The sequence below is a fragment of the Rhodococcus sp. ACPA1 genome (assembly GCF_002300195.1).
In the GTDB taxonomy this organism is placed as follows: domain Bacteria; phylum Actinomycetota; class Actinomycetes; order Mycobacteriales; family Mycobacteriaceae; genus Rhodococcus_F; species Rhodococcus_F opacus.
Map to the genome: position 1 here is coordinate 391877 of NZ_NSDX01000001.1, position 23093 is coordinate 414969.

Below are 23093 nucleotides of genomic sequence, written 5' to 3' on the forward strand. Positions count from 1 at the left end.
CCTGCCGTACCTGAACTTCCCCGACCACTGGCCGGTGTTCACCCCCAAGGACAGCTCGCGAAGTGGTTCGAGTTCTACGCCGACGCAAGGGAACTCAATATGTGGATGGAACCGAGTTCACCCGCGGCAGCTATGACGACGCCACCGGTGAGTGACCGTGACCGTTGCCCGCGACGACGGCTCCACCCGCACGGTGCACCCACGGCACGTCGTCGTCGCCGGTCAATCGCGGCACTACTCGAAGTGTCCGGCCGTCCGGATCAAGGCCCAGCAGGAAGGAGTGCAGCCGATCCGATGACGGACAGTGGTGTGGCTCACAACGCCGGGGGTAGCCTCGGCGTTGTGAGCGCTGAACGTCCGACCGCCGACCGGCTGACCGCAGTGGCAACCGGTGTGGATCTGCCGCGACATGCTCGGCTGCTCAGCCGGGTGCACGACGCCGTGCTGTCCGGGCAGCAGCCGCCCGTGCTGCCCCGGGACGTGGTGGCGCGGTCGTGGTCCCGACTGCAGGCGGGCGGTGTGAGCCCGGACCACTGCGCGGAGGTGGAGCCCGCCGACTTCTCCGAGATCGAGGCGCGGCGTACCCGGACGGCGCTGCGCACGGTGCTCCCGGAACTGCGCAGCACGTTGACGCAGGTCGCCGACGATGCGAACTTCATCGTGGTCATCGCCGACGCCGACGGTGTCCTGTTGTGGCGGGAAGGATCCCGCGGGGTCCGGAAGGCGGCCGACGCCCTCGGGTTCACGGAGGGTGCGCGCTGGGCGGAGCAGGCGGTCGGGACCAACGCGATCGGCACGGCACTGATCGAAGATGCTGCAGTGCAACTGTTCTCGGCCGAGCACTATGCGCCCTCGCATCACGGCTGGTCGTGTACCGGGTCGCCGGTGCACGATCCGCGCACCGGGGAGATCCTCGGCGTCGTCGACATCAGTGGGTCGGCGATGTCGATTCACCCGACCACGGTCGCGCTCGTCCGCACCGCCGTGCGTCTGGCCGAGGCGACACTGTGGCGTGAGCACACGGCGCAACTGGACAAGTTGCGCGGCCGGGCGGCACCGTTGCTCGCGTCGGCCGGCGGTCCGGCGCTGGTCGTCGACAAGCACGGGTGGGTCGCGGAGGCGAGTGGCATCGCGGCGCCGGAGCGGGTCGCGCCGCCGAGCCTGGACCGGCCACTGCTCGTCCCGGGGCTCGGGCTGTGCGTGCCCGAGCCGCTCGGCGACGGCTGGCTGGTGCGCAGGCGCGTCGACGGGGCGGCCATCGAACTGGAACTCGACCTCGGTGATGCGCCGCACGTGACGGTCCGGGGCGACGTCAACTGGACACGGGCGCTCTCGCCCCGGCACGCCCAGATCCTGCGGGTGCTGTCGGTCGCGGGACCGGCGGGCGTCGACGCCGCCTCACTCAGCGAATCGTTGTTCGGCGACCGCGACCACGTGGTGGCGGTCCGCGCCGAGGTTTCGCGTCTGCGCAAGAGTCTCGGCGCGGTCCTGAGCACCCAGCCCTACCGGTTCGCAGCCGGTGTGACGGTCCGGCTCGTCGGGTAGTCCGGTCAGGCCTGCCCCGCCGCACTGATCCCGGCGCGGCGGCCGTAGAAGCTGCCGTCGCCGAGGGAGGTGCCGCTGGCGTAGCCGCCGGCGCACACGCCGGACGTGCACCGTCCCGCCGCGAAGAGGCCGGGGATCGGTTCGCCGGAGACGTGCAGTACCTCGGAGTTCACGGTCGTCCGCAGGCCGCCGAGCGTGAAGCCGAGGGTGAACCCGCGCAGGTCGAGTGCCGCGACGGGGGTGCCGATCGGCTTCACCCACTCGGACTTCTTGTGCAGCAGCGGGTCCGACCCTTCGGCGGCGTGCTTGTTGTAGACCTCGACGGTCGACTGCAGAGCGCCGGCGGGCAGGTCCATGTCCGATTCGAGTTCCTCGACGGTCTCCGCCGCCCACTTCGGTTGGACGCGCAGGAACGGCGTGGCCGTGGTGGCGGCCGCGCCCTCCTCGTAGGACGCCTCGTCGATGACGAGGAACGCCTGGTTGTCCTGGTGGAACAGGGTCATCTGGCCGATCCGTCCGGAGTACGTGTCCTCCGGAACGTAGCGCTGCCCCCGGCCGTTGACCAGGATGCCGCGGACGATCAACTGGGGGTCGCAGACGAACGCGACCTCGGTGGCGTCCATGTGGGCGAGATCGGCGCCGAGGGCCTGCGCCATGAGGATCGACCGTCCGTCGTGCTCCTCGATGGCAGCGCCGGGGCGGCCGATGAGCCGCGGCGCGTGGGCCTCGATCATCTTGTCGTTGTAGGCGAAGCTGCCGGTGGCGAGGACGACGCCGCGGCGCGCCCGCACGGCCACCTCCTTGCCGTACTGCTTGGCGACGATCCCGACGACGCGACCGGTGTCGTCCGTGACGAGCGTCTGGACGCGCATGTCGTATTCGGCTCGGACCCCGAGCTTTTCGGCCGTCTCGACGAGCGGCTTCATCAGCATGTAGCCACCGCCCTTCTCGCCGGTCCGCTTGCCGTCCATCTGCGGAACGTGGCCGCGCGGTGCGGGAGTCGCGATCTCGTTGAAGGGCGCCGCGTTCTCGCCGCCGGAGTACATGAGTCCGTCGTCGAACGGGGGCTCCCAGCCGGGTTCGCCCCAGAAGCTCTCCTTGAACGGGACACCGCAGTCGACGAGCCAGTTGTAGTGCTCGACGCTGCCCTCGCAGTAGTCGGTGATCTTCTCCTCGTCGGCACCCGGGCCGAGCGCCGCCATCATGAACGTCTTCATGTTCTCGGGGGAGTCGTCGAACCCGCACGCCTTCTGCAGCGGCGTCCCGCCGCCGAGGTAGATGAAGCCGCCCGCGAGGGCGGCGGCACCGCCCCAGCCGCTGGTGCGTTCGAGGACCAGGACGTCGGCGCCGGCGCGCGCCGCCTCGATGGAGGCGGACACACCGGCGATGCCGTAACCCGCGACCACGACATCGGCCTCGTAGTCCCACTCGGTGACCGTTGCTGCGGACCGGGGGCGGATCGGTGTGGCGTCGACCATGGGTGGAAGTCCTCTCGGGCGGTCACAGGCGAAGTGTGACGTGGGTAACTCCCAGACTGTAACCTGTTACAAAACGGGGCCCGGAGCATCTCCCAGTCAGTGGGACGTCGTTTCCGGGAGGGTCGTGGGTGCCCGTTTACTCCCGCAGGTCCGTGACGCCGGTGAGTTCGTAGTGCAGTGTCTTCGTGCGTAACAGCCGGTGCGCGAGATGAACCCCGATCCGTTGCACCACGGGGAACCTCTTGTCGATCAGGGCACCGGCAGCCTGTGCCTCCGGGCCGGAAAGCAGTCGCGCCGTGGCCTGCGCCTGCGCACCCGTCGGCTTGCCCGCCCACGTGCACGGACGGATGCGGACCTCGGGGAAGTTGCGCAGCCGCTTGTTTTTGGACGCCCGGCCCGGGGTGCGGAAGTACGCCCGATCGCCGTCCACGACGAGGTTGACCGGAGTGTCCACCCACGAGCCGTCACGCTTGCGCGTCTGCAGTTGCACGACCTTCTCCGCGGCGAAGCGTGGCAGCGCCGGTGATCCCTGGTCTGTCATCGTGAAGTCCTGGTTCTCGGGTGAGTTCCAGCGTACTGCCCTAGTTTGCGAGTGTCCGCACCTCCGCGAGGAACCGGTCGAGGTCGTCCGGGGAGCAGAAATAGTGCGGCGACGCCCGCACCACGGCGTCCAGTCCGCGGGCGCTCATGTCCAGCAGCGTCGATCCGCGCAGGCTGGCCGTGACGGTGACGTTGCGGGCGGCCAGCTGTTTCCGGACGTCGCCGGGATCGAACCCGTCGACGGTGAACGAGACGATTCCGCAACGGCGGGCGCCGAGGTCGCGGACGGTGACACCGGGGGTCGCCGCGAGCCCCGACCGGAGGTGCTCGGCCCCGGCCGCAACGGCCGCCTCGACCTCGTCCACCCCGAGGTCGAGGAGATAGTCGGCCGCCACCCCGAGTCCGAGGCGCGCGGCGACGTCGCATTCCCAGAATTCGAACCGGCTGGCATCGGTGGCGAGCCGGTACGCATCGGCCGCGGTCCACTCCGCGCTGTGCAGGTCGAGGGCGGCCGGCTCGAGGGTCGCGGCCAGTTCCGGGCGGACGTACAGGAAGCCGGTGCCCCGCGGCGCACGAAGCCATTTGCGGCCCGTGGCGGAGAGCGCGTCGACACCCAGCTCGCCCACGTCGAGGGCGATCTGACCGACCGACTGGCACGCGTCGAGCAGCACGAGCGCGCCGTGCGAGTGTGCCAGCTCCGACACCTCGCGGACGGGGTTGACCAGACCGCCGTTGGTGGGCACGTGCACGAGGGACACGAGACGGACCCGGTCGTCGAGAAGCGTCTCGAGGGCGGCGACGTCGATCTGGCCTGCCGGGTCGCTGGGGATCACGTCGACCGTCGCGCCCACGGACCGGGCCCGTTGCAGGACGGCGATGGCGTTGCTGGCGTACTCGACCTCCGAGATCAGCACGCGGTCACCGGCCCGGAGCGGGACGGCATGGAAGAAGTCGTTCCAGGCGGTGGTGGCACTGTCCACCAGGGCGATGCTGTCGGCGCTCGCTCCGATCAACCGGCCCAGAGACGACTTCACGGCGGCGAGATCGTCGGCCCGTTCGGCGGCCGCGACGTAGCCGCCCACGTCGGCCTCCCGGCGCAGGTGCGCGAACACGGCGTCCAGGACCGCGGTCGGCGGAAGCGAGGAGCCCGCGCTGTCGAGGAACACCTTGTCGAGGCAGCCCGGGGTGTCCCGTCGCGCCTGCTCGAGGTCGAGCATGTCCGATACCTCCCTTTTCGCAGTGAATGGACTCGAACGTACCTGTGCAGGTTCCTCGAAAAGTATGCCGTTGGGGCGTGCATCGACGGCCGAGGCGCTCTAATGTCGATAACGACGTTCAGGCGGCGCCCGAAGGGGAGGGTCGAATGGCTACTGCAGTTCAGTCCGTCGAGGCAACGTGTTTCACGTCGCGGCCGGCGGCGGAGGCGTACCTGGGTGGTGTGTGCTTCAAACTTGGGCCACCGCAGCTGATCGGCGCGGAATTGGAGTGGCTGACCGCGCAACTGCCGGAATACGTGCGCCCCGACCTCGCCACTCTCGCCGAAGCTCTCGGGCCGCACACCCCCAGAACCATCGATCCCTCTTCTCCTGCTCAGCCCCTCCCCGGTGGCAGCGCCGTCACGGTCGAACCCGGCGGACAGATCGAACTGTCCAGCGCCCCCTATTACTCCGCACGCGAATTGTGCGACTATCTCGCCGCCGATCAGGCGGTTCTCGCGGACTTGTTGTCGTCCCGATCGATCCTCATGTCGTCCGAGGCCGCGGACACCCGCCGGCCCGCGCAACGTCTCCTCCAATCGCCGCGGTACTGCGCGATGGAATCCCGCTTCACCGGCATCGGGCCATTCGGGAAGCTGATGATGTGCAACACCGCCGCAACGCAGATCAGCGTGGACGCCGGGGCCGATCCGGTTGCGGTGGAGAAGCGGTGGCACCTGCTGCACGCCGTCGGACCCGCATTGATCGCGGCCTTCGCGTGTTCGCCGCGGCTCTACGGGGTACCCGACGGGCAGTGGGCGTCGCAGCGGATGCGAACCTGGCTCGAACTCGATTCGCCACGCACCACCGGAACCCCGCACATCGCGGACTATGCGGGGTGGGTGCTGGACGTGCCGTTGCTGTGCATCCGCAACGACGGAACGGACTGGACTGCGCCCGACGGTGCAACTTTCGCCGACTGGGTCGAGGGCGCGCTGGACGACGTGATCGGACGCCCGACGCCCGCCGACCTCGACTACCACCTCACCACCCTGTTTCCGCCCGTCCGTGCGGCCGGTCATCTCGAGGTGCGCTACCTCGACGCGCAACCGGGCGACCAGTGGCGGGTTCCCATCGCGGCGATCGACGCACTGCTGTCGGGTCCGGGTGCCATGGCCGAGGCGCTCGACGCGGCGCTGCCCACCGCCGAACGCTGGCGGGACGCGGCCGAGTTCGGTCTGGCCGACCTCGAACTGCGCGCTGCGGCAACAGCTCTGCTGTCACTGGCGGCGGCATACTCGCCCGACCCCGAATTCGTCAGGCTGCTCGATGCTGCCGCCGAACGATGTTGCCGGGGCCAGGCACCGAGCGGGGAACGCTGATGGGTACCCGCGAAAAGATCGGGACGGTGTTGACACGGGCGCGGGAGCGCACCGCCGGGTTGACGGACTGTGTGGACGGGGAGGACCTCGTCGCACAGCATTCCCCGTTGATGAGCCCGCTCGTGTGGGATCTCGCGCACATCGGCAATCAGGAAGAGTTGTGGCTCGTGCGGGACGTCGGGGGCCGGGAACCGGTCCGCCGCGACATCGACGAGTTGTACGACGCATTCAAGCATTCGAGGAACTCGCGGCCGGCCTTGCCGCTGCTGAATCCGGACGAGGCGAGGGAATACATACGTACTGTTCGAGACAAGGCGTGGGACGTGCTCGACCGCAGCACGTTCCGGGGCCGGCCGCTCGAGGAGAACGGATTCGCGTTCGGCATGATCGCACAGCACGAGCAGCAGCACGCCGAAACGATGCTCGCCACCCATCAACTGCGCTCCGGTGCAGCAGTGCTGGCCGCGGAGAGCGCGCCGCGTGTCGGCGGGGCGATCGACGAGGACGAAGTGGTGATTCCCTCCGGCGAATTCACGATGGGAACGTCGGACGATCCGTGGGCGCTCGACAACGAGAGGTCCGCGCACCCCGTGCACGTTCCGGCGTTCGTGATCGACGCCGTCCCTGTCACCAACGGCCGTTACCTCGAGTTCATGGACGACGGTGGTTACGCACGGCCCGAATTGTGGAGTGAGCGGGGATGGGCGCACCGCCTCGAAGCGGGGTTGGACGCTCCCCAGTTCTGGGAGAACGACGGCTGCGGAACGTGGTGGCGCCGGCGGTTCGGGGTGACCGAGCCGATCCACCTCCAGGAACCGGTCGTGCACGTCTGCTTCTTCGAAGCCGAGGCGTTCGCGCGCTGGGACGGCAAGAGACTTCCGACCGAAGCCGAATGGGAGAAGGCCGCGCGATGGGACCCGTTCACCGGCCGGTCGCGCCGATTCCCCTGGGGTGACGACGAACCCGACTCCTCGCTGGCCAACCTCGGGCAGCACCACCTCGGACCCGCGGTGGTCGGGGCATACCCGTCGGGGGCGTCCCCGCTCGGCGTCCATCAACTGATCGGCGACGTGTGGGAGTGGACGTCGTCGCCCTTCGAGCCCTATCCCGGTTTCTCGGCGTTCCCCTACCGCGAGTACTCGGAGGCGTTCTACGGCGGCGACTACCGCGTGCTGCGCGGCGGTTCGTTCGGCACCGATCCGGTGGCATGCCGTGGGACGTTCCGCAACTGGGACCACCCGATCCGCAGGCAGATCTTCGCCGGATTCCGCTGTGCCCGGGACCTTCCGGGAGACGACCGCTGAGATGTGCCGACACCTGGGCTATCTGGGACCGGAACAGTCGGTGGGCGACCTCCTGAGTCGCGGCGAGAACTCGCTACTGCGCCAGTCCTACGCGCCACACGACATGAGGGGTGGCGGAACCATCAACGCCGACGGATTCGGTGTGGGGTGGTGGGGAACGGACGGCCTCTCCCGCTACCGCAGTGCCCAGCCGCTGTGGTCCGACCCCGTCGTGCGAGAGACGTTGCCGAACATCCGCGCCCGCGCCGTGATTGCCGCCGCGCGGTCGGCGACGGTCGGGATGCCTGTGCAGCACACGGCCTGTGCACCGTTCTCCGACGAGACCTGGGCCTTCAGCCACAACGGGGTGGTGCGCGGGTGGCCGGAGTCGCTCGGCGCGCTCGCCGCGGAGCTCCCCGTGAGCGACCTGCTGCAACTCGAGGCACCGACCGACTCGGCCGCGTTGTGGCTGCTCCTGCGCCGGGCGCTCGGCGAGCAGGACCCCGAGAAGGCGATGAGTGCGCTCGTGCAGGACGTCGTCGCTGCGGCCCCGAACTCGCGATTGAATCTGCTGCTGGGCAACGGCAGCGAACTGTGGGCCACCACCTGGCATCACTCGCTGTCGGCGCTCGTCGACGACGAGCGGGCCATCGTGATGTCCGAACCCTACGACGACAACCCCGCATGGCAATCGATTCCGGATCGGCACTTCGTCAGCGCACGCCCCGGACACCTGATCGTCACCCCGCTCGAGATGGGAGCACGATGACCACCACACCGACACTCGAGGTGTACCTGCAGCCCGAGCAGCTGAAGGCCGCTCTGCGCAAGGACGCCACCGTCGGGCTCACGTCGAACCCGAAATGGCTGCCTCCCAAATACTTCTACGACGCCCGCGGGAGCGAGCTGTTCGAGCAGATCACGGCGTTGCCCGAATACTTCCCGACGCGTACCGAACGGGAACTGCTCAGGCGGTATTCGGGGGAGATCGCCGATGTCGCGGCGCCGGAGATCCTCGTCGAACTCGGATCCGGGTCGTCGGAGAAGACACGGCTCCTGCTGGGCGCCGGCACGCGGCACGGAAGCCTCCATACGTACGTACCTCAGGACGTGTCGGTGTCCGCGCTCGAGGGTGCGGCGGAGCAGATCGGCGTGGAGTTCCCGAATCTGACCGTGCGCGGCGTCGTCAGTGACTTCACCGAGTCGCTGCACCACCTCCCACGCGGTGGCCGCCGCACGATCGCGTTCCTCGGTGGCACCCTCGGAAACATGGTGCCCGCCGAGCGGGCCGAGTTCCTCTCCGGAATCGCCGACGTCCTCGAGCCGGGGGAGCACCTCCTCCTCGGGGTCGGACTGGTGATCGATCCCGCCGTCCTCGTGCCCGCATACGACGACGCCGCCGGGGTGACCGCCCAGTTCAACCGCAACGTGTTGCGGGTCCTCAACACCCAGCTCGACGCCGATTTCCCGGTGGACGAGTTCCGGCACGTCGCGCTGTGGGACCCCGACAACGAGTGGATCGAGATGCGCCTCGAGGCCGAGTGTGCGATGTCGGTACGCGTGGGCGAGCTGGATCTGGACGTCGAGTTCGCCGCAGGCGAGCAGCTACGGACGGAGATCTCGGCCAAGTTCACCCTCGACGGCATCCGAGGAGAGTTGGCGGAAGCGGGATTCGGCGTCGACCGTACCTGGAGCGATCCCGACGCGCGTTTCGCGCTGGTGTGCGCCGCGCGGAGCTGACCCCATGTGAGTGGCATTGTGTGCCCGCACACGCGGTGCCACTCACGTGCAGTGACCAGGAAAGGGTAAGTATGGCAACGAGGAACAGACGTCTCGGCACGATCGTCGGCACCTGCGCCGCAGCGGTGGCGCTCACCACCGCGTCCGCCGGCGTCGCCGCCGCCGTACCGGATCCCGTGTCGGTGACCACGACGGCATTCCAGGTCCCATTCACCGGGGTCATCGGTGACCCGTTCCCCTTCGCGACGGTGTCGCTCGCCGCATCCACCGGCGCGAGTCCGGGACCGGGCGTCGCGCGGTTGTCGGCGACGAGTATGTGCCCGGCGTTCACCCCGGGAGCGAACTGCACGACGTACACCTCCGCCACGACAGTGCGGTGGCTCAATCTCAGCACAGGGGCGACCGGAACGGTGACCGTTCCGTCGGGCAGATTCGGTGTGCCCGGGAAGGAACCGGTGGTCGACGTGCTCACGGGATCGGGGCACGTGACGGCGACCGTCCTCGGCGAATCCTCGGCGACGATCGTTCCGGGCCTGGGGTACTTCTTCGTCCCGTGAGCGTGTTCTCCCAGCTCCCCGCGCTGCTCCGCACCAGCATGAACGGGACGCTCGTTGCGTCAGATCGAGCGAGCGTCCCGTTCGTTCAGCGGGACAGACGCTTCCGGATCTCCTCGGCCGCACGCGCTCCGGAGGAGATTGCTCCGTCGATGTAGCCGTTCCAGATGCTCGCGGTCTCCGAACCGGCCCAATGGATGCGGTCCGCGGGAGCACGCCAGCCGTTGCGGCCGTGCGCGAACCAGGTTCCGGGGGTGGGGCTGGCCGCGTATCCTCCTCGCACCCAGGGGTCCTGGGGCCAGATCTTCTCGGTGTAGTCGATCGGGGACGCGGCGCGTTCGCCGAACAATTCGACCAGGGTGTCGACGATCGCCGCCCGGCGGTCGCTCTCGGCGAGCGCCGACCAGGACCGCTGGCGGTCACCGTAGACGAAGCACACGAGCACACCTGTTCCGGCGTCTTCGGGCGAGTTGTCGAACACGACTCCGACGTGGCGGTCACCGTAGATCGTGGCCTGGCCGGACAGTCCGTCGGCGCGCCAGAACGGGGTGTCGAAGACGGCGTGCACCTTTGCCACGTCGCCCATCGGGCTGCGTTCGACCCATCGTGTGCGCGAGACGGGCACCGGGGGAGTGAACGTGACGCGTTGGGTGGCCGACGGCGGTAGCGCCATGACGACGGAGTCGGCGAGCACCGTCCCCCGGGTGGTCTCGATCCGAACGCGGTCGGGCGTCTGCTCGACGTGGCGCACGGCGGTATCCAGGTGTACCCGATCGCCGAGATGGTCGGCGACGGCCAGCGCCGTCGACTGCGCGCCGTCCCGGAATCGGCGCTCCTGCGCGCAACCCTCGGTTTCCATCAGCTGATCGAATCCGCCGGCCGATGCGACGTAGAACAGCAGATGGAACAGCGACAGATCGCGCGGCTCGATCGACCACACCCCCTCGACGGCGAGCGCGAGTCGCCGACGGGCGTCTTCGTTTGCGACGGTCCGCTCGAAGTAGGAGTGGACGGTCTCGCTGTCCCACTTCTCGATGTCCGGAGTGGCCGTGGGGTCGTCGAGGTCGACGGTCCTCGCGAGTTCGTCGATGCGATCGGCGGCCGCCAGGTATTCGGCCATGCCGGGGCCGTCGTCGGGACCGGCGCCGGTGTAACGCCGCTGCGCACCGTCGGGCCACCGTTCGATGTGCTCGCCCGTGTTGTACGTGGGGAAGGTCGGGCAGTCGAAGCGTTCGGCGAGGGCGAGCAGATACTTCTGGGTGGGGCCGACCCATTGCCCGCCGTGGTCGACGACGACACCGTCCCTTCTCCGTTCGGAGCACACCCTCCCGCCGACTCGGTCGGATCCCTCGAGGATCACGGTGTCGATGCCGTCGTCGTGCAGCGAGAGTGCGGCGGACAGTCCTGCGTACCCCGCGCCGACCACGACGGTCCGAACGCGGGCCGGTAGGGCAGTCGGGTGATCCTTCGTGTTCGTCATGACCAGCATCCTGTTCTTGATTGGCTCGCCAGTCAATACTCAATTCTGGTTTCCTGCGCGAGGATTCGAGGGTTGACACGTTGTGACCCGTGCCACAGACTATTGATAACTGGCCCGCCAATCAGAAATGGGGATCGCGTGGACGACGCATTCGAACAGGAACTCGAGAGGCGACTGCTCCTCCTGGAATCCCCCGGCGGAGGCGGGATGATCCTGCCCGACCTTCCGTGGCGGGACGTCGCGGCGGCGATCGTCGGGATCGTCGCCACGATCACCGTCATGTTGTGGTGGGCGTACTGATGCTGGACGGGCAGCGGCAGGACCGCGCCACGGAACTGGGAAGTGCAGGCGGTACCGGTGACGACGGCACGGACGCCACGATGAACGAACTGCCGTTGTTGCCGGCGGAGCGGATCTGGGGCTTCTGGGACTACTCCGCGGTCAACATCGGCTTGGCCGTGGCCACCTGGGCGTTTCTGCAGGGCGCCGCCGTCGCGTACTACGTCGGCGCGGTACAGGCGATCGCGAGCATCGTCATCGGCTACGCGATCAGCGTCTTCCTCGTGTCGCTCGCGCCGTGCCTGCCGTCGGCGAAGTACGGCATCGAGCAGTTCGTCGGACTGCGCAGTGTGTTCGGCAGCAACGGCGCCCGAATCGTGATGGTCGTGATGTCCACGCTCTTCGCGGCGGCGTGGTCGGCAGTACTGGCCATCATGTTCGGGCACGGCCTGGTGACCGTCATCGACAACGTCTTCGGGGTCGAAATCTCCCAGACCGGTGCGGCAGTGAGTCTGTTGGGGCTGGTGGCGGTCGTACTGTCCTGGCTCGTCCTCGCCCGGGGACCGGTCTCGGTCGAGTCGGTGTGCCGGGTGATCGCACCCGTCCTCGTGCTCATCATCGTCGGGGTCCTGGTCATGGTGTTCACCAAGCGATCCTGGTCCGAACTGGCCAGTCTGCCCCCGCTCGACCCGGAGAGCGACCCGCACACCAGCTTCATGGTCGCGATCGAACTGAATATCGCCGGCGGGTTCGCGTGGTGGCCGAACGTCGGAAACCTCGCCCGGCTCACCCGTGGTCCGCGTGCGGCGTTCTGGCCGAACTGGCTCGGACTCTTCGCCGCGTCGGTTGCCGCGGCCGTCGTGGGTGTCTTCGCGGCGCTGGCGCTGAACCTCGAGGATCCCACGGAGTGGATGATCCCCCTCGCGGGAGTCGTGCTGGGCGTCCTGGCCCTGATCGTCATCGGTTTCGCCAACGTCACGGCCATCCTCTCCCAGGGATACGCCTCCATGGTGGCGCTCAAAGGCGGTGGCGGGAAGCTGCTCCGCGGCACGGCCTGGCCGGTGCTGGTGGCATTCATCCTCGGACCGGCCGCGATCCTCGTCTTCTTCCCCTCGGCCGTCTACGACAACTACGGTCGATTCCTGTCCTGGGGTGCGATCCTCGTGGCACCGCTGTGCGCCGTGCAGATCGTCGACTTCTTCCTGCTGCGCAGGGGTGTCCTGCGGATTCGCGACCTGTACCTGCCCAGTGCGCGCTCCTGCTACGGGTATTGGGGCGGTGTGAACGTCTTCGCGTTCGCCTCCGTGGCCGGCGGCGCGGCGACGTACGCTCTGCTGCTCAATCCGGTCACCTACATTCCGTCCCCGCTCTTTCCATACACCACCGCCTCGATTCCGGCATTCCTCGTCGCCGGCACGCTCCACGCCGTGTTGACCAAGACGTTCGTGCAGCCGCTCGGACTCGGCGGCTACGACCGCCGGTCCGCCGCCGACGCCGAAAGGTGAAAGATATGACGTCACAGCTCTTTCCCCACCTGTTCTCCCCGCTCCGCATCGGGAACGTGACGCTCGCGAACCGTATCGTGTCTTCCGGACACGACACCGTTCTCGTGCAGCAGGGGAAGGTGACCGACGAACTGGTCGCCTACCACGACGCCCGCGCCGCCGGTGGTGTCGGCATGATCGTGGTCCAGGTCGCAGGTGTTCACGAGACCGCCCGCTACACATCCCACGTGCTGATGGCGACGGACGACGACTGCATCGCGGGGTACCGGCGCATCGCCGACGTCTGTCACCGCCACGACTGCGTCGTCGTCGGGCAGATCTTCCATCCCGGCCGGGAGATCCTGGAGTCGCAGGACGGGTCCACTCCGGTCGCGCTGGCACCGTCCGCCGTGCCGAGCGAACGCTTCCACGTGATGCCGAGAGCGATGACGGCCGGAGAGGTAGACGCGGTCGTGCAGGGGTACGGCGACGCTGCACGGAGACTGCAGCGCGCCGGACTCGACGGCGTCGAGATCGTCGCGAGCCACGGCTATCTACCCGCGCAGTTCCTCAACCCCCGCACCAACTTCCGCACGGACGAGTACGGCGGGTCGGCGGAGAATCGCCAGCGGTTTCTCCGTGCCGCACTCGCGGCCGTCCGTGCGGCGGTCGGCCGCGACTTCGTGGTCGGGATGAGGATTTCCGGCGACGAGATGGGCAGCGACGGACTGCGGCCGGACGAATCACAGGCGGTGTGCGCGTCCCTGGACGCGGACGGACTGCTCGATTACATCAGTGTGTGCGCCGGGAGTTCGTCGAGTCTCTCGGGCGCGGTACACATCGCCGCCCCGATGACCGAGTCCGCCGCCTACACCGCTCCGCTGGCCGCAGCCGTCAAATCGGTGGTTCGGGTTCCGGTGATCGTGGCGGGCAGGATCAATCAACCGCACGAGGGAGACACGGTGATCGCGCAGGGGCACGCCGACGCGTGTGCGATGACCCGCGCCCTCATCTGCGACCCCGCGATGCCCGCGAAAGCCGAACGCAGCGAAGTCGATTCGATCCGCGCGTGCATCGGCTGCAATCAGGCGTGCATGGGGCATTTCCAGCGAGGGTGCGCGATCTCGTGCATCCAGCATCCGGAGACCGGCCGCGAAGTTCGGTTCGGAACTCTGCAGATCACGCGCCGGCCGAAGAGCGTCATGGTGATCGGCGGCGGACCGGGTGGGCTGAAAGCGGCCGCGGTAGCCGCGGAACGTGGGCACCGGGTGACCCTGTACGAGGCGGCGTCCCGGGTGGGAGGCCAGGTGCTGCTGGCCGAACTGCTGCCGGGCCGGAGCGAGTTCGGTGGCGCCGTCACCAACCTGGAGGGTGAGGCGCGCCGGGCCGGAGTCCGGTTCGTGACCGGGACGACGGTCGATCCCGGACTGGTCAGGTCGGAGCAACCCGACGAGTTGATCGTCGCGACCGGTGCGAGGCCGTTCCGTCCCGAGATCGAGATCCTCGACGAGCCGCACGTGGTGGAGGCGTGGGACGTGATCCGCGGGCGCACACTCCCCGCAGGCAGGGTTCTCGTCGCCGATTGGCGCGGCGACTGGATCGGGCTCGGTGTCGCGAACCACCTCGCCCGGCTCGGCCACCGCGTCACGCTCGCCGTCACCGGATACGCTGCGGGCGAACATCTCCAGCAGTACGTGCGGAACGCCATGGTGGCCGCGGCGGTGGAGGCGAAGGTCGAGATCCTTCCCAACGTCCGCTTGCGCGGCGCGGACGACGGCACGGCCTATCTGCAGCACACGCTCACCGAACAGCCCGTGCTGGTCGACGGTGTCAGCGCAGTCGTTCTCGCCCAGGGGCATGCGTCGGTCACCGACCTGCTGGAGGTCGACGGGTTTCCGCGGGACCGGATCCATGCCGTCGGCGACTGCTTGTCGCCGCGCACCGTGGAAGAAGCTGTGCTGGAAGGGCTCACCGTCGCATCGGCGCTCTGACGGCTACTTCGTGGTGCGTGTGCGGGCGGTCGACGCGACCCGGTGCTTGTCGACGGTGATGGCGTCGATGAAGTCGTCGCACACGGACCGCATCCGCGTCGGAGTCATCAGGGTGGAGCCGGTGAGCACCTGGATCGCGAGGCCGTCGAGAAGACCGAGGAGCATGTCGGTGGCGGCCCCGGGGTCCTTCACCCGCAGAGCGCCCTGTTCGACGCCGGCCTCGACGGTCTCCCGGACCACCCCGCGCCACTCTCCGTACACGGTGTCGTTCAGTTCCTGGAGTTCGACGTTGCCGAGTGCGGACGCCCACAGCTCCACCCACACCCGCCAGGCCGTGATCGTCTCCGGCCCGGCGGGAAGGTACGACTCCACGAGCCGGTGGAGCCGCACGAGCGGGACGTCGCTCTTCTCCATGATCCATCGCCGACGTTCCAGCGAGTGCTCGAAGTTGAACTGGAACGCCGAATGCAGCAGCGCATCCTTGGAATCGAAGTAGTAGTGGATCGTCCCGTTGCTCACCCCGGCCCGTGCCGCGACGTCGGCGATCCGGACGGCGAGGAAGCCGAGTTCGGCGATGGCTTCACACGTCGCTTGAAGGATCTGTTCTCGACGTTCCGCTTCAACGCTGGGGCGTGGCATCGCGCTCTCAACTCCTAGGATGTGACGTCTCGTCTACAGAGACCGTAGTCGAGAGTTCGGCCGAACCAGCGTAGCCGTCACCCCTGCTGCGTTGCCCTGCTGTTCTCACGGATGTGCAGGAGAGTCGGGCGATCCGCGCCGAACGCCGCCGTGATCGCGTCCGTCAGCGCCGCAGGGGACTCGACGGCTCGTCCGTGACATCCCATCGCCCGCGCCACGGCGGGGAAGTCGATGCCGCCGAGCGCGACAGAGTGGACGGTGTCGCCGCGGTCCGCCATCTCGTTGCGGATCTCGCCGTACCCGCCGTTGTCGACGACGACGACGGGCAGCGGCAATCGGAGTTGCGCGGCGGTCGCGAGCTCGGGAAGCGTGAACATCACCCCGCCGTCGCCGAGGATCGCCAGGACCCGTGCGTTCGGGTCGGCCACGGACGCGCCGATCGCCGCGGGCAACCCGTATCCCAGCGTTCCCTGTCCCGTCGGGTACAGGAATCCGCCGGGGCGGTGCACGGTGAGGTTCGACAGTGCACCGTAGTAGCAGGCCATCGTGCTGTCCCCGGCGATCACCGTGGATTCGTCGACGACCGGCGCGATGGCGGCCATCATGTCGAGCCACGGAGCGCCTTCGGCGGCGGCATCGGCCCGCAGCCCCCGTCGGAGCGACGCGGCCCGCTCGTGGGCACCGGGATCCTCGCGCGTATTCGTGGCGTCGAGCAGTTGCGACACCGCGGTCCCGGCATCACCCAGCAGGCGGATGGCGGGATCGGCGTTCGTGGTCATCGACGTCGGATCGACGTCGATGCGAATCAGCTTGTGGTCCAGTTCGACCGGGCCGTACCAGAAATCGGAGGGTGCGAATTCCGTCCCGATCGCGAGAACGCAGTCGGCGGCCTCGAGCACGGCGCGGACCGACGGATGGTGAACGCCGGCCCCCACCGACAGCGGGTGGTCCTCGTCGAGGACTCCCTTCCCGTTGGTCGTCGTGAGTACGGGCGCGGACAGCCGTTCGGCGAGGGCACGGACCTGCGGCGCCGCCGAGCGGGCCCCGCCGCCCACGACCAGCACGGGACACTGTGAGGCGGCGAGGCGCTGCGCCGCGTCGGTCACCGCGTGGAGGGGAGCGGCGAGCGGAGCGGACTCGACCGGTGCCACGATCCGGACGTCCGCTTCCGCGTCGAGGATGTCGACGGGGATCTCGATGTGCACCGGTCGCGGTCTGCCGGAGCTCATGGCGGCGAAGGCGTAGGCGATCGCGCGGGGGATCTCGGCGACGCTGGTGACCCGGTGGCTGTAGGACACGATCGCCTCGAGCGCGGCCTGCTGATTCTTCACCTCGTGGAGGTAGCCGTTTCCCCTCCCCGGGTGGGTGAGCGGCAGGGCCGGTGAGATGAAGAGAACCGGGACCGAGTCCGACCACGCCTGCGCCGCTGCGGCAGCGGCATTGAGTATCGCGGGGCCGGTGGTGGTCAGGCACACGCCGGGTTTGCCCGTCACGCGCGCGTATCCGTCGGCGGCGTAACCGGCCCCCTGCTCGTGCCGTGTCAGGACGGAGCGGATCGGCGAGTCGGCCAAGGCGGCGTAGACGGCGAGGTTGTGGGTGCCCGGAATTCCGAAGACCGTGTCGACTCCGTGTGCGGCGAGAGCCGCGACGAGTGCCTGGCCGCCGTTCTGGCTTGTCATCGATGCCCTCCCATGGGCTGTGCAGTGTTCGTGTGCGGATGGTGCGCGGGTACCCGGACGGGTGCGGGGCGAAGGCGTGTCTCCGCCCCGCAGCCGCGCGAGTCAGTCCAGGTTCCGGGAAATGACGAGCTTCATGATGTCGGACGTGCCTTCCTCGATCTCCTCCAGTTTCACGTCGCGCATCCACTGCTCGACGGGGTACTCGCGGGAATAGCCCCAACCGCCGAGCGTCTGCACCGCGGCGTGCGTGACGAACATGGCGGTTTCGGACGCCGTCAGTTTCGCCATGGCGGCGATGCCCCTGGCGTTTCCGCCGCTGTCGATGATGCGGGCGGCGTGATGGACCAGCAGCCGGGCGGATTCGATCCGCGTCGCCATGTCTGCCAGCCGGAACGCGACTGCCTGATGCTCGATGATCGGCACCCCGAACTGCTTCCGTGTCTTCGCGTAGTCGAGGGCGTACTCGTAGGCGGCGCGGGCGGCGCCGACGGCGGCGGCCCCGAGCACGACCCGCGAGATGTCGAATGTGCCCATCAGACCGTAGAAGCCCTGTCCCTCCTCGCCGAGACGATTCTCCTCGGGGACGAACACGTTGTCGAAGAAGATCTCCCGGCACACGATGGCGCGCTGTCCCATCTTCTTCATCGGCTCCCCGAAGGTCATTCCCTTGGCGCCCTTCTCGAGGAGGAACGCGGAGACGCCACCGGACCGCTGGGTGCGGTCGGTCTTCGCGAACACGACGTAGAACTGGGCGGCGCCGGCGTTGGAGATCCATGCCTTCTGCCCGCCCAGCCGGTAGCCGCCGTCGACGCGCTCGGCCGTGGTGACGATCGACGCCGCATCCGAGCCGGATCCCGGTTCGGTGGTGGCCAGCGAGGTCATCGGTGCGTTCGGTCCGGTGAGGGGGCCGAGCCACTGCTTTTTCTGCTCCTCGGTACCGAGGACCATGATCGGATCGGAGAAGAAGCCGTTGGAGCACACGAGGTTTCCGATTCCGGGGTCACCCCAGCACAGTTCCTCCTGCACCAGGCACTGGGTGAAGACGTCGCCCATGCCGCCTCCGCCGAACTCCTCGGGGATCATGAAGTCGGTGATGCCCACCGCGGCGGCCTTGGCGAAGATGTCGACGGGTGTCACGACATCCGCCTCGTCGACCTCCCGGCCGCGGGGCCGGATCTCCTTCTGCGCGAAGTCCCGGCACAGCTCGATGATCTGCTTCTGCTCGTCGGTCAGGGGCCAGGCGGGGATGTTGGTGGTGGTGGTCATGTCGCGGTTCCTTCGCTTCGAATACGGTTGTGTCGGTGCGGGACTGTGGTGTGTGTGTGTGGTGCGTCGGGTCAGCGCTGCACCGCCGTCAGCTCGGTGAACTCCTCGACGCCGAACCGGCCGAGCTCCCGGCCCAGGCCGGAGGACTTCCAGCCTCCGAACGGGGCCTCGGGGTTGAACGGGGCGCCGTTGATGTCGACCTGACCGGTGTCCATCCGGGCCGCGACGCCGAGTGCCCGTTCCGGGTCGGCCGACCACACGGCGCCGCCGAGCCCGTAGTCGCTGTCGTTGGCGAGCCGGATCGCGTCCTCGTCGCCGTCGTGCGGAAGGACGACCAGCACCGGCCCGAAGATTTCGTCGCGCACGATCGGGTCGTGCGGCCCGACCTCGGCGAGCACGGTCGGTCGCAGGTAGTGGCCCGTTTCGAGGCCGGCAGGCACGCCGGAACCTCCCGCTGCCAGGCGGGCCCCGCCGGCGACCGCCGCATCGACCGCCTCCGCGATCGATCGTCGCTGCGCAGCCGAGATCACCGGGCCGAGTTGCGTCGAGCGGTCCCGGGGATCACCCACCCGCAAGGTGTCGGCGTGATCGGCGGCGAGTTCGACCGCCTCCTCGTACCGTGCGCGCGGCACGAGCAGACGAGTCCACGCGCTGCACGTCTGACCCGAGTTGAGCATGGCGGCGTCGACGGTCGCGGCGACCGCTTCCGGCAGCGGGGCATCGTCGAGCACCACGGAGGCCGACTTGCCGCCGAGCTCGAGGCACGCCCGTTTCAGGGATTCGGCGGCGGCGTGTGCGACGCCCCTGCCGACAGCGGTTGAGCCGGTGAAGGACACCACATCGACCCCGGGGTGCGCGGCCAGCGCGGCCCCCACCGTTCGACCGCTGCCCGGAACCAGGTTCAGGACCCCGGGCGGAACTCCGGCATCGAGTGCGGCGTCGGCGAACAGGTAGGTGGACAGCGGGGTGAGCTCGGCCGGCTTGACGACAGAGGTGCATCCCGCCGCGAGAGCCGCTCCCACCTTGGCTGCGAGCTGGTAGAAGGGGTAGTTCCACGGCGTGATGCACGCGACGACCCCCGCGGGGCGCCGCAACAGCAGCGTCCGGCCCAGCCGTTCCCGGAAGGGAAGGTCCCTGGCGAGCCGCGCATACGATGCGAGGATCTCGATACCGAGGTCGATGTGCGCTTCCTCGGCCGCGGTCACCGGGGCTCCCACTTCCGCGACGGTGGTGTCGACGAGGAGCTGCCTCCGCGCGCGAAGTTGGGTGCACAAGGCGTCGAGGACCGCGGCGCGATCCTCGGGAGCACCTGCACCCCACGCTGTTCCGGCGACGCGTGCCGCCGCGACAGCGGCGTCGACTTGGACGGCACCGGCCGACGCGGACCGGCCGATCACGGACTCGGTGGCCGGGTCGTGCACCTCCGTGCAGTCGGTGACGGGAATCCAGTCCCCGCCGACGAGGATCGAGTCCCGGTCCCAGGTGGTGTGAATCGTGACGGTCATCGGGCCGCCGCTCGCGAATCCGTGTACACGGACTTGCCGAGCCACTGGCCGCCGTCGGTGACGAGGACCTCTCCGGTGACGTAGCCGGAGCGGTCGCTGAGCAGGAAGGCCGCGGATTCGGCGACTTCCTCCGGCGTCGTGAAGCGAGCAGCGGGGACGCTCGACAGCACTCGGGTGCGGTCCTGCTCGGTAGGCCACAGGGCCGCCCCGGCTCCCTCGGTTTCGGTCGGTCCCGGTGCGATGCAGTTGATTCGGACGCCGCGACCGCCCCATTCCACGGCCAGCGTGCGCGTCATCGCGACGACACCCGCCTTGGCCGCCGCACTGTGGACGGTGCCGGGATGACCGTGCCACGCGTAACTGGCGATGGTGTTGAGGATGGTGCCGCGACCGGTCGCCAGCATGTGGCGGCCCGCCGCGCGGGTGCAGTAGAACGTGCCGTTCAGGACGATGTCCACCACAGCCTTCCACCCGCCCGGCGAGAGGTCCTCGCTGGGAACCACAAAGTTGCCTGCGGCGTTGTTGACCAGCGCGTCGAGGCGGCCGTAGCGATCGACGACGCCGTCGATCGCCACGTCCACGGCGTCGGAATCCCGCACGTCGCACACCACGGCCTCGGCTTTCCCGCCGACCAGCTCGGCCGCCCGGACGGTGTCGTCGAGCGCGTTCTGCCTGCGGCCGAAGACGACGACGGTGCCGCCCGCGGCCGCCCACCGCATCGCGACGGCGCGTCCGATACCGGAGCCGCCACCCGTGACGACGGCGACGCGGTCCTGGAATTCGTCGGCGGTGTTCGGGACGAGGCCGGGGGAGTGGGTCTCGGTCATCGCATGGTTCTCCTGTGCTGTCTCGGGATGTGGACTCACGGGGCTGGGGTCGGTTCGGCGGCCACGACGAGCGCGTCGACGGTGAGCGCTCCGTCCGGGGCGACGCGGACCGGATTCAACTCGATCTCGGCGATGTCGGGCCGTTCCGCGATCAACCGGGACACCCGCGTGATCACGTCGACCAGGCCATCGACGGACACCGCGGGGCGTCCCCGCCATCCGCGGAGAAGCGGCATGCAGCGGAGGCGTTCGACCATCGCGAGGGCATCCTCGGGCCCGACCGGGGCCGATTCGAGACCGATGTCCTGGAGCACTTCGGTTTCGGTGCCGCCGGCGCCCACCACGATCACCGGACCGAGGTCGGGATCACGGCGCGCGCCGACCAGGATTTCCACCGCGCCGGCGCGGGTGTCCTGCTCCTCGAGCACGTAGTCGCCGTCGCCGAGCCGGGAATACATGTCCTGAAAGGTGCACACCAGTTGTTCGGGACCGGCGATGCCGACCGCGACCCCGCCCGCCTCACTCTTGTGCTCGAGCCAGCTCGCCTTGAGGACGAACGGGGCCCGCAGACGGCCGGCCACTGCGACCGCCTCGTCGTGGGTGCGCACGACTCCGCCGTCAGGAAAGGCGACGCCGAGTTCGGTGAGGAGTTCACGCGCGGCCCAGTATCCGGACCGGAGCCCGCCCTGCGGAACGAGCTCGGAGAGAGGGTGATTCGAGGCCTGAGGTGGACGCAGGCGGGACAGCCCGGACAGGGCGCGGACCGCGGAATCGACCGTGTCGAACACGGGGACGCCGTGCCGCCACAACGCCTGTGCGGTGCTCGATTCCGGAGCCATGGTGTGGACGACGACGGGTTTGCCCGTCTCCGCGGACGCCCGCCCGATCCGTTCGGCCACGGCCGCTTCGCGTTCGGCGAGAGTGGGAGCGTCCCGCGCGTAGCAGCCGAAATACCCGGTGAGCACCACGGCGTCCGACTCGTCGGCGCGGAGAAGGCGTTCGACGACGCTCGCGTAACTTCCCAGATCCTGCTCTCCTGCCCCGGCGAGGTCTACCGGGTTGCTGCTGGCCGCACCGGTCGGCAGTTGCAGGGCAATGGATTCGGCGAGCGCGGACGAGAAGTCGGGAACGGTCAATGCGCTCGCGCTCGTCACGTCGGCGGCGATCGCGCACTGCCCGCCGCTGTCGCCGACGATGGCGACGCGGTTGCCGTCGGGGACGGTGGTGGTGAGAAATGCCCGGGCGACGGTGATCAACTCGTCGGGGGTGCTCACGCGGAGCACGCCCGCCGCGCGGCAGGCTGCGTCGACGACGTCCAGGGCAGAGGTGAGTGAACCCGTGTGGGAGCGCGCCAGGCGCGTGCTCGCGGCGCTGGCACCGACCGTCAACAGCAGAGTCGGTCGTCCGGTGTCGCGCAGGGCGCGCAACGTCCGGAACAGGGATTCGCCGTCGCTGAAACTTTCGAGGTACAGGGCGATCACGCGCGTCGGGTCGTGGCTGCCGAGATCGGAGAGCAGTTCGGCGGCGGTGACGTCGGACTGGTTTCCGATGGAGACGAACCGGGAGACGCCCACGCCGTGCCGGACGCCGAGCGCGGCGAGTTCGGAGCCGAGTTGCCCGCTCTGCGAGATGACGGCGAGCGGCCCGGGTGTGAACCGCCCCCACGTCAGCGAGAGGTCGGTGGCGCTGTCGTAGATGCCGAGACTGTTGGTGCCGACGAGTCGTGCTCCGGCACTTCGGATCCGGTCGGCGAGTTCGGCTTCGCCGGGAACGCCTGCGGTGACCCCGAGGAATCCGCGAACGCCGAGTGCGAGTGCCTCGTCCACCACGTCCGAGACGAACGGCGCCGGCACGCAGAGGGCGACGAGGTCGGGGACCTCGGGGAGGGCCGACAGGTTCGGATGGCATGGGTGTTCGAGGAGGGTGTCGGTTCTCCTGTTGACCAGATGAACTCGGCGGCGGTGCTCACCCGTCAATGCGCCGCTCGCCAGCCAGTAACCCCACTTCGCGGGATCGGCGGAGGCGCCGACGACGGCCACCGAGGCGGGGTCGGAGAACACGCTCAGTTGTGTGACGGATTCGGCCACCACAGTGGTCATAGGGACTCTCCTCGATCTCGCGTTGCTGTCGATCGGAAAATAGATAACTGGCGCATCAGTCAATTTAGATTGTGGCGGCACTCACAGGGGCTGTCAACCCGCCTCTCGCCGTCGCTGCGGGTGCCG

20 protein-coding genes are annotated in these 23093 nt (G+C 68.9%); 10 read left to right on the forward strand and 10 right to left on the reverse strand.

All coding sequences use genetic code 11. From position 1 onward, the window contains the following. The first annotated feature begins 157 nt into the window (after positions 1–157). Together CJ177_RS49310 and CJ177_RS01730 are read left to right on the forward strand one after the other, a co-directional pair. The gene (locus CJ177_RS49310) at positions 158–298 is read left to right on the forward strand and encodes a hypothetical protein (RefSeq protein WP_179443146.1); all 141 of its coding nucleotides are present in this window, start codon (positions 158–160) and stop codon (positions 296–298) included. Continuing rightward, positions 295–1545 (forward strand): GAF domain-containing protein, encoded by a 1251-nt coding sequence (locus tag CJ177_RS01730; protein WP_043943670.1) that lies wholly within the window; start codon positions 295–297, stop codon positions 1543–1545. Before CJ177_RS49310 ends, CJ177_RS01730 begins: the two co-directional genes overlap by 4 nt. 5 nt (positions 1546–1550) lie before the next feature. On the opposite strand, the gene CJ177_RS01735 is transcribed toward CJ177_RS01730, so the two are convergent. The 3 genes from CJ177_RS01735 to CJ177_RS01745 form a co-directional block, all read right to left on the reverse strand. Continuing rightward, positions 1551–3023, reverse strand: a complete 1473-nt coding sequence (locus CJ177_RS01735; protein WP_005238775.1) for an FAD-dependent oxidoreductase — start codon at positions 3021–3023, stop codon at positions 1551–1553. Positions 3024–3159: 136 nt separating this feature from the next. After that, a complete protein-coding gene (locus CJ177_RS01740; RefSeq protein ID WP_061041535.1) occupies positions 3160–3564 on the reverse strand; it encodes a PPOX class F420-dependent oxidoreductase in 405 nt (134 codons plus the stop codon). A gap of 40 nt (positions 3565–3604) precedes the next feature. Next, complete coding sequence (locus tag CJ177_RS01745; protein ID WP_095867158.1) at positions 3605–4780, reverse strand: aminotransferase class V-fold PLP-dependent enzyme; 1176 nt, start codon at positions 4778–4780, stop codon at positions 3605–3607. 146 nt (positions 4781–4926) lie between these two features. Between CJ177_RS01745 and egtA the strand changes: the two genes are divergently transcribed. From egtA to CJ177_RS01770, 5 genes are all read left to right on the forward strand, one after another. Beyond that, entirely contained in the window at positions 4927–6141 is a 1215-nt protein-coding gene (egtA, locus tag CJ177_RS01750) for an ergothioneine biosynthesis glutamate--cysteine ligase EgtA (protein WP_005238778.1), read from the forward strand. Beyond that, the gene (egtB, locus tag CJ177_RS01755) at positions 6141–7445 is read left to right on the forward strand and encodes an ergothioneine biosynthesis protein EgtB (protein WP_095867159.1); all 1305 of its coding nucleotides are present in this window, start codon (positions 6141–6143) and stop codon (positions 7443–7445) included. Before egtA ends, egtB begins: the two co-directional genes overlap by 1 nt. 1 nt (position 7446) lies before the next feature. Next, positions 7447–8193 (forward strand): ergothioneine biosynthesis protein EgtC, encoded by a 747-nt coding sequence (egtC, locus tag CJ177_RS01760; protein WP_005238780.1) that lies wholly within the window; start codon positions 7447–7449, stop codon positions 8191–8193. Further along, positions 8190–9164 carry an L-histidine N(alpha)-methyltransferase gene (gene egtD, locus CJ177_RS01765; RefSeq protein ID WP_095867160.1) on the forward strand — a complete coding sequence of 325 codons (975 nt, stop codon included), beginning with the start codon at positions 8190–8192 and terminating at the stop codon, positions 9162–9164. The genes egtC and egtD overlap by 4 nt, the downstream gene beginning before the upstream one ends. Positions 9165–9235: 71 nt before the next feature. Beyond that, positions 9236–9721, forward strand: a complete 486-nt coding sequence (locus tag CJ177_RS01770; RefSeq protein ID WP_005238784.1) for a hypothetical protein — start codon at positions 9236–9238, stop codon at positions 9719–9721. An 85-nt stretch (positions 9722–9806) separates the two neighbouring features. On the opposite strand, the gene CJ177_RS01775 is transcribed toward CJ177_RS01770, so the two are convergent. Beyond that, the gene (locus tag CJ177_RS01775; protein WP_095867161.1) at positions 9807–11207 is read right to left on the reverse strand and encodes a flavin monoamine oxidase family protein; all 1401 of its coding nucleotides are present in this window, start codon (positions 11205–11207) and stop codon (positions 9807–9809) included. Between the two features lie 129 nt (positions 11208–11336). On the opposite strand from CJ177_RS01775, the gene CJ177_RS47250 reads away from it, so the two are divergent. The 3 genes from CJ177_RS47250 to CJ177_RS01785 are packed head-to-tail and all read left to right on the forward strand — an operon-like array spanning position 11337 to position 14952. Further along, positions 11337–11498 (forward strand): hypothetical protein, encoded by a 162-nt coding sequence (locus CJ177_RS47250; RefSeq protein WP_005255533.1) that lies wholly within the window; start codon positions 11337–11339, stop codon positions 11496–11498. Further along, positions 11498–12982 carry a cytosine permease gene (locus tag CJ177_RS01780; protein WP_061041548.1) on the forward strand — a complete coding sequence of 495 codons (1485 nt, stop codon included), beginning with the start codon at positions 11498–11500 and terminating at the stop codon, positions 12980–12982. The genes CJ177_RS47250 and CJ177_RS01780 overlap by 1 nt, the downstream gene beginning before the upstream one ends. A 5-nt stretch (positions 12983–12987) precedes the next feature. Beyond that, a complete protein-coding gene (locus CJ177_RS01785; RefSeq protein ID WP_095867162.1) occupies positions 12988–14952 on the forward strand; it encodes an FAD-dependent oxidoreductase in 1965 nt (654 codons plus the stop codon). 3 nt (positions 14953–14955) lie between these two features. Here the strand turns inward: CJ177_RS01785 and CJ177_RS01790 are convergent, their stop codons facing one another. The 6 genes from CJ177_RS01790 to CJ177_RS01815 all read right to left on the reverse strand — a co-directional run bounded on the left by CJ177_RS01790 (position 14956) and on the right by CJ177_RS01815 (position 22967). Then, the gene (locus CJ177_RS01790; protein ID WP_095867163.1) at positions 14956–15591 is read right to left on the reverse strand and encodes a TetR/AcrR family transcriptional regulator; all 636 of its coding nucleotides are present in this window, start codon (positions 15589–15591) and stop codon (positions 14956–14958) included. Positions 15592–15668: 77 nt separating this feature from the next. Beyond that, positions 15669–17270 (reverse strand): thiamine pyrophosphate-binding protein, encoded by a 1602-nt coding sequence (locus tag CJ177_RS01795; protein ID WP_095867164.1) that lies wholly within the window; start codon positions 17268–17270, stop codon positions 15669–15671. A gap of 102 nt (positions 17271–17372) precedes the next feature. Next, positions 17373–18536, reverse strand: a complete 1164-nt coding sequence (locus CJ177_RS01800) for an acyl-CoA dehydrogenase family protein (RefSeq protein ID WP_095867165.1) — start codon at positions 18534–18536, stop codon at positions 17373–17375. Between the two features lie 71 nt (positions 18537–18607). After that, positions 18608–20041 carry an aldehyde dehydrogenase family protein gene (locus CJ177_RS01805; protein ID WP_095867166.1) on the reverse strand — a complete coding sequence of 478 codons (1434 nt, stop codon included), beginning with the start codon at positions 20039–20041 and terminating at the stop codon, positions 18608–18610. Then, entirely contained in the window at positions 20038–20868 is an 831-nt protein-coding gene (locus CJ177_RS01810) for an SDR family oxidoreductase (protein WP_095867167.1), read from the reverse strand. Before CJ177_RS01810 ends, CJ177_RS01805 begins: the two co-directional genes overlap by 4 nt. A 35-nt stretch (positions 20869–20903) precedes the next feature. Then, positions 20904–22967, reverse strand: coding sequence for an acetate--CoA ligase family protein (locus CJ177_RS01815; protein WP_095867168.1), 2064 nt, complete (start codon positions 22965–22967; stop codon positions 20904–20906). Positions 22968–23093: the final 126 nt, after the last annotated feature.